General features: G+C 69.0%; 12 protein-coding genes and 1 tRNA gene. 7 read left to right on the top strand and 6 right to left on the bottom strand.

Annotation, left to right across the window (positions count from 1 at the left end; all coding sequences use genetic code 11):
- Positions 1-192 precede the first annotated feature (192 nt).
- The 6 genes from pstS (at position 193) to J4030_RS01595 (ending at position 5,623) form a co-directional block, all read left to right on the top strand.
- Positions 193-1,341, top strand: coding sequence for a phosphate ABC transporter substrate-binding protein PstS (pstS, locus tag J4030_RS01620; protein WP_208047454.1), 1,149 nt, complete (start codon positions 193-195; stop codon positions 1,339-1,341).
- 81 nt (positions 1,342-1,422) lie between these two features.
- Positions 1,423-2,430, top strand: a complete 1,008-nt coding sequence (gene pstC, locus J4030_RS01615) for a phosphate ABC transporter permease subunit PstC (RefSeq protein WP_208047453.1) — start codon at positions 1,423-1,425, stop codon at positions 2,428-2,430.
- Complete coding sequence (gene pstA / locus J4030_RS01610; RefSeq protein ID WP_208047452.1) at positions 2,427-3,389, top strand: phosphate ABC transporter permease PstA; 963 nt, start codon at positions 2,427-2,429, stop codon at positions 3,387-3,389. The genes pstC and pstA overlap by 4 nt, the downstream gene beginning before the upstream one ends.
- A gap of 32 nt (positions 3,390-3,421) precedes the next feature.
- Positions 3,422-4,198: a phosphate ABC transporter ATP-binding protein PstB gene (gene pstB / locus J4030_RS01605; RefSeq protein WP_208047451.1), complete on the top strand. Its 777-nt coding sequence runs from the start codon at positions 3,422-3,424 to the stop codon at positions 4,196-4,198.
- Positions 4,199-4,511: 313 nt separating this feature from the next.
- Positions 4,512-4,757: a hypothetical protein gene (locus J4030_RS01600; RefSeq protein WP_208047450.1), complete on the top strand. Its 246-nt coding sequence runs from the start codon at positions 4,512-4,514 to the stop codon at positions 4,755-4,757.
- A gap of 257 nt (positions 4,758-5,014) precedes the next feature.
- Positions 5,015-5,623 (top strand): flavin reductase family protein, encoded by a 609-nt coding sequence (locus J4030_RS01595; RefSeq protein ID WP_208047449.1) that lies wholly within the window; start codon positions 5,015-5,017, stop codon positions 5,621-5,623.
- A gap of 108 nt (positions 5,624-5,731) precedes the next feature.
- On the opposite strand, the gene J4030_RS01590 is transcribed toward J4030_RS01595, so the two are convergent.
- The 5 genes from J4030_RS01590 to J4030_RS01570 all read right to left on the bottom strand — a co-directional run bounded on the left by J4030_RS01590 (position 5,732) and on the right by J4030_RS01570 (position 14,452).
- Positions 5,732-6,358, bottom strand: coding sequence for a hypothetical protein (locus J4030_RS01590; protein ID WP_208047448.1), 627 nt, complete (start codon positions 6,356-6,358; stop codon positions 5,732-5,734).
- Positions 6,359-6,364: 6 nt separating this feature from the next.
- Positions 6,365-8,098 (bottom strand): malto-oligosyltrehalose trehalohydrolase, encoded by a 1,734-nt coding sequence (gene treZ, locus J4030_RS01585; protein ID WP_243762725.1) that lies wholly within the window; start codon positions 8,096-8,098, stop codon positions 6,365-6,367.
- Positions 8,098-10,506: a malto-oligosyltrehalose synthase gene (treY, locus tag J4030_RS01580; RefSeq protein WP_208047447.1), complete on the bottom strand. Its 2,409-nt coding sequence runs from the start codon at positions 10,504-10,506 to the stop codon at positions 8,098-8,100. The genes treZ and treY overlap by 1 nt, the downstream gene beginning before the upstream one ends.
- 78 nt (positions 10,507-10,584) lie before the next feature.
- Complete coding sequence (locus tag J4030_RS01575) at positions 10,585-13,125, bottom strand: RNA helicase (protein WP_208047446.1); 2,541 nt, start codon at positions 13,123-13,125, stop codon at positions 10,585-10,587.
- 55 nt (positions 13,126-13,180) lie between these two features.
- Entirely contained in the window at positions 13,181-14,452 is a 1,272-nt protein-coding gene (locus tag J4030_RS01570; RefSeq protein ID WP_208047445.1) for an esterase family protein, read from the bottom strand.
- Positions 14,453-14,649: 197 nt separating this feature from the next.
- Here J4030_RS01570 and J4030_RS01565 point away from each other — a divergent pair.
- Positions 14,650-14,722 (top strand) — tRNA-Lys (locus J4030_RS01565).
- A gap of 19 nt (positions 14,723-14,741) precedes the next feature.
- Here J4030_RS01565 and J4030_RS01560 read toward each other — a convergent pair.
- The gene (locus J4030_RS01560; protein ID WP_208047444.1) at positions 14,742-16,172 is read right to left on the bottom strand and encodes an HNH endonuclease signature motif containing protein; all 1,431 of its coding nucleotides are present in this window, start codon (positions 16,170-16,172) and stop codon (positions 14,742-14,744) included.
- Positions 16,173-16,347 lie beyond the last annotated feature (175 nt).

The following is a 16,347-nucleotide window of genomic DNA, read 5'->3' as shown; positions in this document are numbered from 1 at the left end:
TTGACCGCCTATATACCTCACCGTCTCCCGGTGTCGGTGTCGTCGCCGCCCGATTGATAGGTGTCGTTCACCCGGCGTTCACCCGGTAGGGGCCAACGGGTCACCCGGTCTCCTTAGCGTGCGGTCTCGTCGGGCCAGTCGGGTCCGCCAGTCGTTCGTGTTTATGTCGCCTGACCCGAGAGGTCCCACGAAGTGAAGATCACGTCCATCGGCCGCGCCAGCGGTGTCGCCGTTGCCGCAGCCCTCGCCCTGTCCGCCTGCGGTAGCTCCTCCAACACCGGCTCGACCGGCTCTGGCTCCGCCTCCGGCTCCGGCTCGTCCTCCAGCTCGAGCGTCGCGGCCGGCACCAAGACTGCTGACAGCAGCTGCTTCAGCGGCAGCCTCAGCGGCCAGGGCTCGACCGCCCAGGGCAACGCCATGCAGCTCGCGACCACCGACTTCGCCAGCAAGTGCTCCGGCGCCAAGGTGAACTACGCCCCCACCTCCTCGGGCCAGGGCGTCACCGCATTCCTCGCCAAGCAGGTCGGCTGGGCCGGTTCGGACTCCGCGCTGAACTCCGAGAAGGGCGAGCCGGCCAAGGCCGCCGCCGCGTGCGCATCCCCGGCCTGGGACCTGCCGATGGTCGTCGGCCCGATCGCGGTCGCCTACAACCTCAAGGGTGTCGGCAAGCTGACGCTGACGTCGACCCTGATCGCCAAGATCTTCAGCGGCAAGATCACCGCCTGGAACGACCCGGCGATCGCGGCCGCGAACAAGGGTGTGAAGCTGCCGAGCACCAAGATCTCCGTGTTCTTCCGCTCTGACTCCTCGGGCACCACGGACAACTTCACCAACTACATGAACACCACCGACCCGACCGACTGGACCGCCAAGCACGCCAAGGCGTGGGCCGGCAAGGTCGGCCAGGGCAAGCCCAAGAGCGCGGGCGTCGGCTCCGCCGTCAAGGCGACCGACGGTGGGATCACCTACGTCGAGTGGTCCTACGCGATCACCAACAACCTGACGATGGCCCAGGTCGACAACGGTGGCGGCGCCGTCGCGCTGACCGCTGCGACTGCCAGCAAGGCCGCCGAGGCCGCGAAGATCGCCGGCACCGGCAACGACCTGAAGCTGAAGCTCGACTACGCCACCAAGGCCGCCGGGACCTACCCGATCGTCCTGGTGACCTATGAGATCGTCTGCAGCAAGTACGCGGATGCGACCACCGGCAAGGGCGTGAAGTCGTTCCTGTCCTACTTGGTCTCCCCGGAGTTCCAGGGCAAGCTGTCCACGGTCGGGTCAGCTCCGCTGCCCTCGGCCATCCAGGCCAAGGTCGTGACCGCGGTCAACGCCATCAGTTGATCGACCTCGGGCTCCGCGAGACTCTGGGAGTCTTGCGGAGCCCGAACCGGCCCTCTCCCTCCCACGCCTTCCGAGGAACTCATGTCATCGATCACCGGAGTCTCCGTCGGCGACGGACTGTCCGATCCGTCCGACGGTCCGGATCCGGGTGCTGGAGCCTCGACCGGTACGACGGGTGATCGGGTCTTCGGCGGTCTGGCCATGGGTGCCGGGCTCCTCGTGGTCGTCGTGGTCGCGCTCGTCGGGATCTTCCTCTTGGCGCAGGCGATCCCGGCCATCGGCAAGGACCAGATCAACTTCCTGACCTCCCGCGAGTGGAACGCCGCGGGCCAGCGCTTCGGGATCGCCCAGTTGCTCTGGACGACGGTCGTCTCCTCCGTCGTCGCGCTGCTGCTCGCCGTGCCGTTCTCCGTGGGCATCGCGCTCTTCCTCACGCACTACGCACCGGCGTGGCTCTCCCGCATCGGAGCTGTCCTGATCGACCTGCTGGCCGCCGTGCCCTCGATCGTCTACGGCATCTGGGGCATCTACGTCGTGGCCCCCAAGTTCACCCATGTGCAGAACTTCCTGCAGGACTGGCTGGGTTGGATCCCGCTCTTCAAGGCAGTACCAGGCGTGACGGGCGGCGCCACGATCCTCATGGTCAGCGTCGTACTGGCGGTGATGATCCTGCCGATCATCACCGCGCTGTCGCGCGAGGTGTTCGCCCAGACCCCGGTGACGCACAAGGAGGGCGCTCTCGCGTTGGGCGCCACCCGCTGGGAGATGATTCGCACCGCGGTGCTCCCGTTCGGTCGGCCGGGAGTGATCAGCGCCTCCATGCTCGGTCTCGGACGGGCTCTCGGCGAGACCGTCGCCGTGCTGTTCATCCTCACGGCGCTGCCGGGCGGACAGCGCTTCACAGCATCCCTGATGAACGGCGGAGCGACCTTCGCCTCTCAGATCGCCGGCGACGCCCCGGAGAACCAGAACAACGCCGACGCGATGGGAGCCCTCATCGCCGCCGGACTGGTGCTGTTCATCCTGACGTTCATCGTCAACGCGATCGCCCGAGTGATCGTCGAGCGCCGTAGGGAGTTCTCTGAGTGAGCACCACGAACCAGGGCAGCAGCGCCGCACCGGCCCCTGCCGTCGACGAAGCCCTCCCCGACCTCGACACCGGTCGCTCCGGCGGGCGGGCGTTGCGCAACAACGCGGCGACCGTCCTTGTGTGGCTGGCCTTCCTCATCGCCCTCATCCCGCTGGTCTGGATCTTGTGGATCGTGGTGTCGAAGGGCTGGCACTCGGTCGCGTCCATGACGTGGTGGCAGAAGGACCAGTCCGGGGCGCTCCCTCCCGGCTTCGACACCAACATCCGCGGCGCCCGACACGCGATTGTCGGCACCGTCGAGATCGGCCTGATCACCTCGTTGATCGCGATCCCGATCGCCGTGATGACGGCGATCTATCTCGTGGAGTACGGCCGCAGCGGCGGGCGCACCAATGCCCGCATCGCACGGGTGGTCAGCTTCATGGTCGACATCCTGAGCGGCATCCCCTCGATCGTCGCCGCGCTCTTCGTGTTCGCCGTCTGGGTGACCACGTTGCAGCAGCAACTGGTGCCGATCTGCGTAGCCCTGGCGTTGACGATGCTGATGATCCCGGTCGTCACCCGGTCCACCGAGGAGATGCTGAAGCTCGTACCGAACGAGTTGCGTGAGGCGTCGTATGCCCTCGGCGTGCCGAAGTGGAAGACCGTGGTGCGGGTCGTGCTCCCCACTGCCATCTCCGGCATCATCACCGGTGCGCTGCTCGGGCTGGCCCGCGTGCTGGGCGAGACCGCGCCCTGGCTGTTCCTCACGACGTACTTCCAGTACCTGACCTACAACCCGGCGGCCTCGGCGGGCATCGCGTCCCTGCCGACGCTGATCTACAACCAGTCCGGGAACATCAGCAGCCCGATATCCGCGGACCGCGTCTGGGGTGGGGCCTTGACCCTCATCCTGCTTGTCCTCGCCATCAACCTCCTCGGCCGGCTGATCGGTCGACTGACCCGGGTCAAGCGCTGACCCGTCTAGACGAAAGCGACTGAATCAACCCCATGGGCAAGCGAATCGACGTCAAGGACCTCAACGTCTTCTATGGCGACTTCAAGGCGGTGGAGGACGTCACGATGACGATCGAGCCGCGGTCCATCACGGCCTTCATCGGACCGTCGGGCTGCGGCAAGTCAACGTTCCTGCGCACGCTGAACCGGATGCACGAGGTCATCCCCGGCGGCCGGGTCGAGGGGTCCGTGCGGCTGGACGACCAGGATCTGTACGCGCCCGGAGTGGACGCGGTCGGCGTACGGCGCACCGTCGGCATGGTCTTCCAGCGCCCCAACCCGTTCCCCACCATGTCGATCCGGGACAACGTGACCGCCGGGTTGCGCCTCAACGGCGTCAAGGGCAAGAAGCTGCTGGAGGAGAAGACCGAGCAGTCGCTGCGAGGCGCGAACCTATGGAACGAGGTCAAGGACCGCCTCGGCAAGCCCGGCGCCGGACTGTCCGGTGGTCAGCAGCAGCGGCTGTGCATCGCGCGGGCCATCGCGGTCGAGCCGCAGGTGCTGCTGATGGACGAGCCGTGCTCGGCGCTGGACCCCATCTCGACGCTGGCCATCGAGGACCTGGTCACCGAGCTGAAGGACCGCTACACGATCGTGATCGTCACCCACAATATGCAGCAGGCATCGCGGGTGTCGGACAAGACGGCGTTCTTCAACCTCGCGGCCACCGGCAAGCCGGGCCGCCTCATCGAGATGAACGACACCCAGAAGATCTTCAACAACCCCGAGGTGAGCGCGACGGAGGACTACATCTCCGGTCGCTTCGGCTGAGCTGAGGAGCGCGCAGCGGAGGTTGCGGGCGAGCGAAGCGAGCACGCGGCCGAAGCGGAGCGCGACGAAGCTCAGCCGAGAAGGCACAGCTGCGCATCTCAGGACCAGTGCACCGTCGAAGCCGCTCCGCACCGCAGCATGCGTGCGCGACAGTGGGCGCCCGGGCGTCAGGGTGGGGTACGGCGAGGTGCGCGGTTTGCGTCCGTGGCCAGGGCTGCAGCACTGGCCGGAGACGCAAAACCCCCACCTCGGCGTGCGCAGCAATGTCGAGGCCCGACCCAGCCCGGCTTGAGCAGGCGTGCACAATTGCCGGGTGGCGAAGGACAAGGACAAGAAGAAGCGGAAGAAGGCTTCAGCCGACGTCCCTACGCCCGCTCCGGAGCCCGACAGTTCCACCAAGGACGACGGCAGCTTCGCCTACGGGTTCTGCAAGAGCTGCGAGTGGCGGGGCCGGGCGCGACGCTCGCGGGACAAGGCGCGGGCTGACGCCAAGGACCACGAGAACTCCTGCAAGGGCACCCACAAGGTCAAGCTGAAGACGACCGACCACCGGGACTGACGGGTCGCCCTACAGCGACGCACGCGGTCAGCTGGCCCAGGAAGTGTGCGCGTCGGGCCGGGAGCGCCTCACGGCGCGTGGCCGCTCGTAGCGGCTTTATTTGGGACCCGGGGCTGCCGCGGCCCGACGCACACCCGATCCTAACGGGGCGACCGGCCGGAATGTTCCGCACCGGGGGCTCGGTCGATCGATCGTCGCTGCGCAGCGATCCGGGCTCCGGCCGATCTCCCACCAGGGCAGCCGCATACGGTGGCTGCATGCGAACCGTGATGCGCCCCGGCGACGATGGCGTGAAGCCCTATCCGTTGCTCAACTCGCTTGTCGTTCCGCGGCCCATCGCCTGGGTGTCGACGGTGTCCGGCGACGGTGTCGGCAACCTGGCGCCGCATTCGTTCTTCACGGTGGTGTGCGCGGATCCGCCGATGGTCGCCTTCTCCTCGGTCGGCGAGAAGGACACTGTCCGCAACGTGCGCGACACCCGTGAGTTCGTGGTCAACGTCGCGACGCAGCGTCTCAAGCACGCGGTCAACAACAGTTCGGCGCGCTTCGATCCCTCGGATGACGAGGCCGCCGAGCTCGGCCTCACGATGGAGGACAGCGACACGGTGCGGCCGCAGCGGGTCGCGGCGTCGCCGGCGTCCATCGAGTGCGTGATGCACACGATGCTCCAGCTCGGCGACTCCACGCTGATCATCGGTCGGGTGACGGCGTTCGCCATCGATCCGGACATCCTCGACGGCGACCACCCCACCTTCGAGGGGCTGGCACCGATGTCGCGGCTGGGTCTGGACGAGTGGGGCAACCCGCCGGAGGTCATCCACCTCGACCGACCGGGCCCGCCGTCGGACATCCACCGGTTCGACTGACCCGGAAGATCCACCGACCCGCACCCTGACGGCGTTCGCGACGGTTGACGGCGTTCGAACGCCGTCAACGAACGGGAACGCCGTCAGCGTCGTACGGCGGCCGTGCCGTCAGTCGAGCTTGCCGGCCCGCCAGAGCGCGGCGCAGCGGGACAGATCGCTCGCCGTGGTAAGCAGCGCAGCCGCGCGAGTGGTCTGCGTGGACGCCGCACTGTCCGCATCGTCGACCCGGTGGGCGCGACCGACCGAGACGACCCGGCAGAACGCCGCTGCGCGCTCGAGCGCGACCGCGAGGTCGCCCTCGAAGACGCCGGCGAGGATCTGATCGGTCAGCTGCTGGACGGCCTCGGGTGTCGGGGGCTCCGCCGACCCGGCCACGGCGTGGGCGACCTCGGCGCTCCCGCGACCGGCCTCGTAGTCGCGTGCGGCACCGACCGGGTCACGGCGTACCCATTCGCGCAGCGTGTAGAGGCGCCAGAGCGCGCCGGGGAGACTCGTCGCGGGCCGGTCGGCCCACAATTCCGCGAGCGTGGAGATGCCGAGCTCGTCGACCAGGTTGACGAGCTTGGCCGTCACCTGCGGATCGTGCGCTGCTCGGCCGGTCCCGACCAGTGCCGCCGCGGTCTCGTGCGCGGCCTCGGACAGCTCGGCAGGGTCACTCGACCCGGCGTACGCCTCCAGCTCCCCGGACGAACGCAGAGCCGGGCGGCGTGGTGGACGAGAGTCGTTGTCGGACACTAGGTCTCACTCCCTCGATGAGGGTCCGTAGATGGCCGAGCCGTTCGGCTCGAGCGTGAGCACGCCACCGCAGCACTCTGCATCCCACGAGGCGAGCAGCTCGCTGTCACCGCCGAACGGATGGGTCGCGCAATTAGCTGACAGATTGACGACGACTGTATAACCGCCACGTTGGTAGGACAGCACGTCCCCATCACGGCGCACGTCGGTCACACCGAGCGTCGGATCGGCGAGGTGGGGCACCGCACGTCGCAACCGGATGAGCTCCTGGTACCAGGCCAGCAACCGGGTGTGATCCGGCCGCGCGACCTCGTCCCACCGCAGCGTGGAGTCCTCGGCAGTCGATGCGGCCTGCGGGTCGGGCACCGCATCGCCCCACCCGTGCTCGGCGAACTCGTTGCGCCGCCCCTCGGACACGGCCTTGGCCAACTCGGGCTCCTGGTGGTCGGTGAAGTACGCCCACTTCGTCGAGGCACCCCACTCCTCCCCCATGAAGAGCATCGGGGTGTACGGCAGCGTCAGCAGCAGGGTCGCCCCCGCGGCCAGCCTGCTGCGGCCCACCAGGTGCGAGAGACGTTCACCGGTGGCCCGGTTGCCGACCTGATCGTGGGTCTGCAGCGACGCCACGAATTTCCAGCCCGGGGTGAACGCGGGTACGACGGGCCGGCCGTGGTCGCGCTGCCGGAAGCTGGACCAGGTGCCGTCGTGGAAGAACGGCGTACGGGCGATCTTGGCGAAGGCGCCGGGGTCGGTGAAGTCGGCGTAGTAGCCCTGCGACTCCCCGGTCAGCAGCACGTGCAAGGTGTGGTGCACGTCGTCGGCCCACTGACCGGCCAGGCCGAGGCCACCGTCTCCCCCGTCGCCTCGAGCCGTGACGGTGGCCGGGTCGTTGCGGTCCGACTCGGCGATCAGCGTGAGCGGTCTGCCCGACTGCGTTGCCAGCTGGTCGGTTTCGGTGGCGAGCTGCTCCAGGACGTGCACCGCACGTTCGTCCACCAGGGCGTGCACGGCATCCAGCCGGAGAGCGTCGAGGTGGTAGTCACGGAACCACATGAGCGCGTTGTCGATGATGAAGCGGCGTACCTCGTTGCTTCCTGGGGCGTCGAGGTTGACCGCAGAGCCCCAGGGCGTCTGGTGCCGGTCGGTGAAGTACGGACCGAACTCCGACAGGTAGTTGCCGCTGGGCCCCAGGTGGTTGTAGACGACGTCCAGACACACCCCGAGGCCACGCGCGTGGCAGGCGTCAACGAACCGTGCCAACGCCTGCGGACCGCCGTACGCCGCGTGCACCGCGTAGAGGTCCACGCCGTCGTACCCCCAGCCGCGATTGCCGGGGAAGCTCGCGACCGGCATCAACTCCACCAGCGTCACACCGAGGTCGACGAGGTGGTCGATCTGCTCGATCGCGGAGTCGAGCGTGCCGTCGGGGGTGAAGGTGCCGATGTGCAGCTCGTAGATCACCGCGGCCTCGAGGGACGCTCCCAGCCACGCCTGATCGGTCCACGAGAACGTCGACGGGTCGACGATCTCGGACGGTTCGCCCGGACCCTCGGGTTGATACCGCGAGCGCGGGTCCGGGAAGGGACCCGCGCCGTCGACCCGGTAGGAGTACCGCTGCCCCGCAGCGGCGGGCCGGTCGGTGGTCCACCGCTCACCGGTGCGGGTCATCGGCACCGTCTCGTCCGCCAGCACCAGCTCCACGCGCTCGGCCGTGGGTGCCCACACCTCGAAGCCCTGCATCAGGCCACCTTCTCCAGGAACAACACGGGCGTGCCGGCGAAAAGGTCCGCCGCAGCGATGCGTTCATCGACGTCGAACGACCGACCGCTCAACAGGTCGGTCCAGGTGCCCGACTCCAGGGTCACCGTCTCACCGGTGAAACCGCCCTCCCGATCCCACCGTGAGGGGGCCCGCAGCACCAGCGTCGCGAACGTCGCGCGGCGACCACGATGCAGCACCCCGGACACCCGACCCGGTGCGTGAGCGCGGACGAAACCGACCACGTGCTCGGAGTCGGACAACACCGGCGTGTATGACGATTCGCCACCGAACGCGGCCGGCTCGCGGTGCCGCGCGGCGAGCACGGCAGCGACCAGCTGCAGTTTCTCGACGGCCAGATCCGAGCGATCCGTCGCGCCCAGCGACCGCGCGCGGGCGGCGTAGTCGACGGGCCGCCGGTTGTCCGGATCGACCAGCGACAGGTCCACCGACTCACACCCCTGATAGGTGTCGGGGACCCCGGGCATCGTCAGCTGGATCAGCTTCGCACCCAGGGTGACCGCCCGGATCGCGCCGCTGTTGGCGGCGACCACGCGGTCCAGAGCCTCGTGCAGCGGCCCCTCGCGCATCGCGGTGGTGGCGAAGTCGATGACGCGCCGCTCGTACTTCTCGTCACCGTCGACCCATGCGGTGTGCTCCTTGGCCTCCCGCAATGCCTTCTGCAGGTAGCCGGTGAGCCGCTCGTCGCCGATGTCGCCGACGCCGAGCAGGGTCTGCCAGACCAGGTGGGCCGTGGGCAGGTCGACGTCTGCCGTGACGGCGAGTTCCCGTGCGATCCGGGATAGTTCGGACCACGCGGCCGGGTCGCCGGCGACGGCCAGGATGCGCGCGCGGGTGTCCTCGCTGCGTTTCGTGTCATGAGTCGACAGGGTGGTCATCGTGTGCGGCCAGTACTCCTGCTGCCACGCCGCCCAGTCGTGCAGGGACGCCGGTGACGCGTTGCCGAGCACGGTCGGGTCGCTGCCGACCTCGTTGAGCGCGATGAGCCGGTGCCAACGGTAGAACGTCGTGTCCTCGATGCCCTTGGCCATCACCGGGCCCCAGGTCTGCTGCAGCCGGACCGCGAAATCCGTTGCGGCGTCGTCGTCCTCGGCCATCACCGTGAGCGGCACGAGCGCCTCAAGCGTGGCCGAGAGGTCGGGCCGGGCCTCAATGGCGCGCCCGAAGGCCTCCGCCAGCCGCTCGCGCGCGACCCTGCTCATCCGGTGCTCCGGGCGCACGTACGCGCGGTAGACCTCACCGGCCACCAGCAGCTCCACGATCGCCTCGCGCAACTGCTCGGTGTCCAGGTCTGGCAGCGCCTCACGGGCCCGACGGATGAGCCGTTCGACCTCCGGCGCCAGCGACTGCGCCACGACCTGACGCTTGGCGGCCAGCACCTCTTCCTCGAAGTCGGCGTCGCCGCCGGTGGCAGCCCACTCCTGCGCGATCACGGGCGCGGCCACGGGGTCGGTGAGTGCGGCCTGCAGCACGCGGAGGCCGTCGTACCCGGTCGTGCCGGCGCACTGCCAGTTGCGCGGCAGTCGTTCGTCCCCCTCGAGGATCTTCTCCACCCAGATCGGGGTGCCGCCACGGCACGCTCGCGTGAGCCGCTCCAAGTACTCCACCGGGTCGGCGAGACCGTCGGGGTGATCGATCCGGAAACCGTCGATGAGCCCGCGGTGGTGCAACTCCAACAGCAGCGCGTGGGTGGCGTCGAAGACCTCCTGGAGCTCCACGCGCACGGCGATCAGTCCGTCGACCTCGAAGAACCGGCGGTAGTTGAGCACCTCATCCTTCTCCCGCCAGCTCGCCAGCCGGTAGTGCTGCCGGTCGAGCAGGGCGGCGAGGTCCTCGGTGTGCTCGGAGCCGAGCGCCAGCGGGAAGACGTGATCGAAGTAGCGCAGCACCGGCTCGCCGTCGAGCTCGTCGCGGGTGATCTCCCCCGCGTCGAGCACCTCCTGCAGCGACGACCCGAGGATCGGCAGCCCGAGGCGCCCGCCGCCGGCCTTCCAGTCCACGTCGAACCACTCCGCGGTCGGCGCATCGCGCCCGTCACGCAGCAGCTCCCAGACCGGGTGGTTCACATTCTCCGGCGCCACGAACGACATGTGGTTGGGCACGACGTCGACCACGATGCCCAGGTCGTCCGCGTGCGCCGCTGCGACCAGTGCCTCGAAGCCGGCGAGGCCGCCCAGGTCGGCGCTGATGCGCGAGTGGTCCACGACGTCGTACCCGTGCATGGAGCCGGCCGCCGCCTGCAGGATCGGCGACAGATAGAGATGGGAGACGCCGAGGGAGCGCAGGTACCCGGTCTGGGCTGCCGCGTCCGCGAAGGTGAAGCCGGCGTGCAGCTGCAGGCGGTAGGTGGCGGTCGGTGTCTGGCTCACATGTCCTCCGGTTCGATGCCGCGGGGAGTGCTCGGTGCTGCCCGCACCTGCCACGCCACGCTCGTTGCCTCGACCACGTCAGTGGTCGAGGCGGTTGAGTCCGAGGACCACGACGACCGCGGTGCCCGCATCGTCGCACGCGGCGATCGGCAGCTGGGCGTCGATGCCCCAGTCGTGGTCACCGGCGGGGTCGTCGATGACCTGGCGCACTTCCCAGACGTCCTTACCTTCTCGGATCTGCAGATATGCCGGCCCGCGCGCCGCCGAGCCGTCACCCATCTCGTCATGGTCGGCGAAGTACGCCGCGAGATCCTCGACCCACGCCCGCTCGTCCATCACGATCTCGGTCGGCGGCTCGGTCGCCGCGGCGGCGTCCCGATCGAGGACGGCGAGCGCGACGATGTCCCGGCGCGCGGCCAGCTGCACCCGGCGGAACATCGCGTTGCGGATCTGCACCCGGAACGCGCGGGGGTTGCTCGTGATCGACCGCTTCTGGGGCGGTGCGGGGGTCGTGGTGAGGAGTTGCGCCGCGGGGTCGTTGAGCCGGTCCCACTCGTCGATGAGGCTGGAGTCGGTTTGTCGGATGACCTCGCCGAGCCACTCGATGAGGTCGGCGAGCTCGGGCGTCTTGCGAGAATCCGGCACCGTCTGTCGCAGCGTGCGGTAGGCGTCCGTGAGGTAGCGCAGCACGATCCCCTCGGACCTGCTGAGCTCGTACTGCTTCACCAGGTCCGCGAACGACCATGCGTACGAGTACATCTCGCGCACCACTGCCTTGGGCGAGAGCGCGTTGTCGCCGACCCAGGGCTGGTTGCTGCGATAGGTCTCGAACGCCGCGTCGAGCAGCTCGGCCAGTGGCTGCGGCCAGGTGACCTCCTCCAGCAGCTCCATCCGCTCGTCGTACTCGATCCCCTCGGCCTTCATCCGGGCCACGGCCTCACCCCGGGCACGGAAACGCTGCCCCATCAGGATCGGTCGGGGATCCTCCAGCACGGCCTCGATCACCGACACCGCGTCGAGCGCGTACTCGTCGGACTCGGGGTCGAGCAGTTCCAGCGCGGCGAGTGCGAACGGCGCCATCGGCTGGTTGAGCGCGAAGTTGTCCTGCAGATCGATGGTGAGGCGCACCCCGCGCCCGTCGACCTCGGGGGTGTCGAGCCGTTCGACGACGCCCGCCGCGAGCAGTTCCCGGTAGAGGTCGATCGCCTTGCGGGACAGACGTGCCCGTCGACGCGGGTCCTCGTGGTTCTCCCGCATCAATCGACGCAGGCCCTGGAACGGATCGCCGTCGCGCGCGATGACGTTGAGCAGCATGGAGTGGGTCACCCGCATTCGGGACTGCAGGGCCTCGGGCTCGGCGCCGACGAGCCGGTCGAAGGTCTCCTCGGTCCAGTTGACGAAGCCTTCCGGCGGCTTCTTGCGCTGCACCCTGCGCAGCTTCTTGGGGTCGTCGCCGGCCTTCGCGACCAACCGTGCGTTCTCCACCGCGTGCTCCGGCGCCTGCACGACGACCGACCCGCTGGTGTCGAAACCGGCACGGCCTGCGCGACCGGCGATCTGGTGGAACTCCCGCGCCTTGAGCACCCGCTGGCGCGTGCCGTCGTACTTGGTGAGACCGGTGAAGAGCACGGTGCGGATCGGCACGTTGATCCCGACCCCGAGAGTGTCGGTGCCGCAGATGACCTGCAGCAGACCCGCCTGGGCGAGCGTCTCGACCAGGCGGCGGTACTTCGGCAGCATCCCGGCGTGATGTACGCCGATCCCGTTGCGCACCAGCTTGTTCAGCGTCTTGCCGAAACCGGCGGAGAAGGGGAAGTTGACGATCGCCTCGGCGATGCGCTCCTTGTCGGCCTTGCTCGCGATGGTGATGCTGAGCAGCGCCTGGGCCCGTTCGAGCGCCGACGCCTGGGTGAAGTGCACGACGTAGACCGGCGCCTGGTGGGTGCTGAGCAGCTCCTCGATCGTCTCGTGGATCGGTGTTATCGCCCAGGAGAAGGACAGCGGCACCGGGCGGTCCACGCCGGTCACGACGGCGGTGGACCTTCCGGTACGCGCGGTCAGCTCCCGCTCGAAGAGTCCGACGTCACCCAACGTCGCCGACATCAGGACGAACTGCGCCTGCGGCAGTTCCAGCAGCGGCACCTGCCAGGCCCACCCGCGTTCGGGCTCGGAGTAGAAGTGGAACTCGTCCATCACGACCATCCCGACGTCCGCCTTCGCCCCTTCGCGCAACGCGATGTTGGCGAGGATCTCGGCGGTGCAGCAGATGATCGGGGCGTCGCCGTTGACCGACGCGTCGCCGGTGAGCATCCCGACCTGATCGGCGCCGAAGACCTCGCAGAGCGCGAAGAACTTCTCCGAGACCAACGCCTTGATGGGTGCGGTGTAGAACGAGACCCGGTCGTCGGCGAGCGCGGCGAGCAGGGCGCCCGTGGCGACCAGGGACTTCCCGGAGCCGGTGGGTGTGGACAGGATCAGGTTGGCGCCGGCCAGGATCTCGACGACGGCTTCGTCCTGGTGCGGGTAGAGCGTCAGCCCCTGCTGTGCCGTCCACGTGGTGAAGGTGGCATAGACCTCGTCGGGCCCGGCGTCGGGTGGAAGGGCGTCGAGGAGGTTCATCGCCTCCAAGTTTCCCCTACCCGCGCCGGCGCGCGGACCACCGGCGCGGCGCGGGTCAGGCGGGGCGGGTGCGCTGCTCGCGAGCGCGCAGCACCAGACGGTCGCCAGCCCGGGCGCGGGCCGCACCCAGCGCAATCTGATCGCTGGTGCTGCCGCGGAAGCCCGGTTCGGCGTGCGCCAGCCACTCCAGCGCCCGTGGCATCACCGCCTGCCACACATCGAACCGGTGACCGGCCTGCGCGAGATAGACGGCGGTGACCGACATCCGCCCGTGCGTCGCGCGGATCAGGTTCTCGCTCGGCGGCCCGGCGAACCGGTCGCCCTCGGAGACCTCGACCCACACGTCGACGGGAGGCGGCTGGCGTCGTACGACGCTGAGCATGGAGTAGCGCGCGGGCCATGCGTTACGACGGCCGTACGGCAGCCAGTTGCCCCAGTCGGGGTTGTTGTAGGTGCCGAAGAGCAGCGCCGCGCCGTACTGCTGCGGGTGCAGGAACGCGCTCACCTCCGCGCAGAAGCCGCCCGCGCTGAACCCCATCACGGCCCACGACGCCTTGTCGGGGCGTACCCGCAGGTGTCGCACCGTCCACGCGGGGACGGTCTTGGTGAGCCAGGTCTCCATCGCGATGCCACCGCTGTTGGTGCACTCGGTGTCGATGCCCGACGGCGTGTAGTCGGGGACGACCACGACCGGCTCGACGAGGCCGGCGGCCTGGTGGGCGTGCACGATGATGTTCTGCAGGCCCATCCGCTTGGAGTAGTCCGCGGGGCTGCCGGGGACGCCGGCGTACGCCTCGATGACCGGGTACGTCGCCTGCTGCGGGCCGTCGACGTACGCGGGCGGCAGCCAGACCATGGCCTTGCCGGCCCCGCGGCCCGCGGCCCGGCCGAGCCCGGGGATGACGACGTGCACCCACTGGCCGTGCGGGACGGAGCTGATGCGCAGCTTCGCGTTGCGAGCGAACACGGCCCGCTCCGCACCGAACAACCGTTGCGCACGCAGGTTGGCGGCCGCCGCCTCGCGCCCGTTGTACTGCGCCGACTGCAGGTTGCCCTTCAACGCCTCGCGTTGCACCGCCGGTGGCGTGCCGCTGATGTCGCGGGCGAGGTCGGACCAGCTGGCGTACCAGCCGTTCTGCTGGTTCAGGGTCGCGGCGACGGCCAGCACGGCCAGTGCCGACGCGCCCACCTGGGTGGCGAGCCGCCCGAGCACCATCGTCGGCCGACGCGCCGCGAGCAGCGGCCACACCAGAGCGACGGCCACGATGGCCGCGGCGCTGAGCACCCACAGCAGCACCACGAGCACCGCGCTGTTCGGTTCGAACATCTGAAGATCCCCGTCTCCTTAGGCGCAGCATCGCGCGCCTCATATGCTCGCTCGCTCGCCTGAAAGCTCGATGAGTAAGCGCTGCACGCACCGCGCAGGGCGTTGTGCGCTTCGGGGGCCCCTCCGGCACTCGTCTGTACGGCGTTTTCGCGGCGGCGAAGGCGTGCAACTACGCTGTCGGGGCGCTGCACGCGCACGGGCCTTTAGCTCAATTGGTAGAGCTGCGGACTTTTAATCCGTAGGTTCCGGGTTCGAGCCCCGGAGGGCCCACTCAGGCAGCCCACGCCGGTCATGCTGCTGGGTTCTGCCCGGGCCTGGTGGGCATGAGTCCTGGCGTGAGGTCCCAGGTGACACCGGTGGTGGTGACCTGGGCGGTGAGCAGGTCGCGGTGGACGATGGTGTGGTGGCGTGCGCAGAGCAGTGCGGCGTTGGTCAGGGTGGTTTCGCCGCCGGCCCACCAGGGCGTCACATGGTGAGCGTCGCACCAGTCCGGTGGTCGATCACATCCGGGGAAGCTGCAGTGCTGATCTCGGTGGATGATCGCGGTCCGTAATCCGCCGGTGAAGAGGCGTTTGGCACGGCCGACGTCCAGCGGTTCAGAGTCTGTGCCGAGGACGGTCGGGATCAGGTCCGCATCGCACGCGAGCCGCCTCAGCGTGCCCCCGTCGAGGTAATCCCCGTCGGTGGTGCGTCCGATGCCGGGCAGGTACGTCGGTGCGGATCCGCTGTCTGGTGAACCGAGTTCGAGCCGGCCAGCGTCGCGAAGCCCTTCGTACAAGGTCGAGTAGTCCATGGTGACCAGGATCTTCGCGGTCCCACCGAACTCCCCGACCGGCCGCTGCGTCGTGCTGTCCAGAACACCTGCCGCGGTGTCGACCAGCCGCACCAGCGCGTCCGCGCGGCGCTTGGCCGGAGTGCGGGTATCCCGCTCGGGCGTATCGGTCTCGGTTTCCAGCAGGGGACCCGCATCCGACGGGCCGTCGGGTGCGCTCGGGGTGTCGGCGGGGCAGGCTCGTGGTGCCGGTGCGGACAAGGCTCGCAGGGCGTGTTTGACGACGCCGGCGTGGCCACCGGAGAGTTCGGCGACGAACCGGGTCAGTCCGGAGGCCAGCTCGGCCCAGTACACCGACTCGCACTCCTGCTGGCGTTCCTCGTCCCGGACGAGGCGTTCGGGGGCGTACTCGCCCAGGATCCGGGTGCTCAGCTCCCGCAGAGTCCGCCAACCGTGATCCGACAGCGACAGGTACCGACCCAGCAGGTCGTCCCGGTCCGCGCAGGGCAGCTGGGGCAGGATCCGGGGCACTTCCCGCAACGCGGCCGCCGCCACCGGCACGCTCGCGGACCCGGTCGCCAAGGCATCGGCCACGACCCGGTTACGTGGATCGGCGCAGTCCACACCCACGGCACCGACCCGGCGTACGACGCCCGGTTCCACACCGGCAGCCTGGCGGGCCACCCACGCGGGCGCACCGGTCGCGGTGGAGTTCGCGACCGTTCCCCGACCGAGGGCGTCCGCGGTGGCCAGGGCGGCAACGTTCTCTCCCCGTGTCCCGATCTGCAGCATCGACCCGACGACCTCGCCCAGCTCGGTCTCACCCAGTTGATACAACGCACCGGGCCACTCATCCAACGCGGTCTTGAACTCGCCCAGCAGACCCATCAACCGGGCACCCGTGCCCGGCGCGGCGGGTGCCTGCAGGTCGCTCGTCGACTGCGCCATGGCCCCTCCTCGGGCTGTCGGTTTCCAGATCGTCCTTATACGTTGAATCATACGCGTGTTCGAACAAAGACACAAGGGTGAATCTCGCCAATACCGCTGCGAATATTAATCATTCGTTCAAGAGTTATCCACATCCCCCTCCACGCGGTGGGGATTTCATGGGTTATCCACACCC

Origin of the sequence: Allobranchiibius sp. CTAmp26 (genome assembly GCF_017565405.1) — a bacterium.
GTDB lineage: Bacteria > Actinomycetota > Actinomycetes > Actinomycetales > Dermatophilaceae > Allobranchiibius.
Note: the sequence above shows the minus strand (reverse complement) of the source record. Positions and strands in the feature narration are given on the sequence as shown.

Coding starts and splice junctions, on each gene's coding strand:
- pstC (WP_208047453.1), top strand. CDS start 1,423: ATGTCATCGATCACCGGAGTCTCCGTCGGCGACGGACTGTCCGATCCG.
- pstB (WP_208047451.1), top strand. CDS start 3,422: ATGGGCAAGCGAATCGACGTCAAGGACCTCAACGTCTTCTATGGCGAC.
- J4030_RS01595 (WP_208047449.1), top strand. CDS start 5,015: ATGCGAACCGTGATGCGCCCCGGCGACGATGGCGTGAAGCCCTATCCG.
- treZ (WP_243762725.1), bottom strand. CDS start 8,098: ATGCAGGGCTTCGAGGTGTGGGCACCCACGGCCGAGCGCGTGGAGCTG.
- J4030_RS01575 (WP_208047446.1), bottom strand. CDS start 13,125: ATGAACCTCCTCGACGCCCTTCCACCCGACGCCGGGCCCGACGAGGTC.
- J4030_RS01570 (WP_208047445.1), bottom strand. CDS start 14,452: ATGTTCGAACCGAACAGCGCGGTGCTCGTGGTGCTGCTGTGGGTGCTC.
- J4030_RS01560 (WP_208047444.1), bottom strand. CDS start 16,172: ATGGCGCAGTCGACGAGCGACCTGCAGGCACCCGCCGCGCCGGGCACG.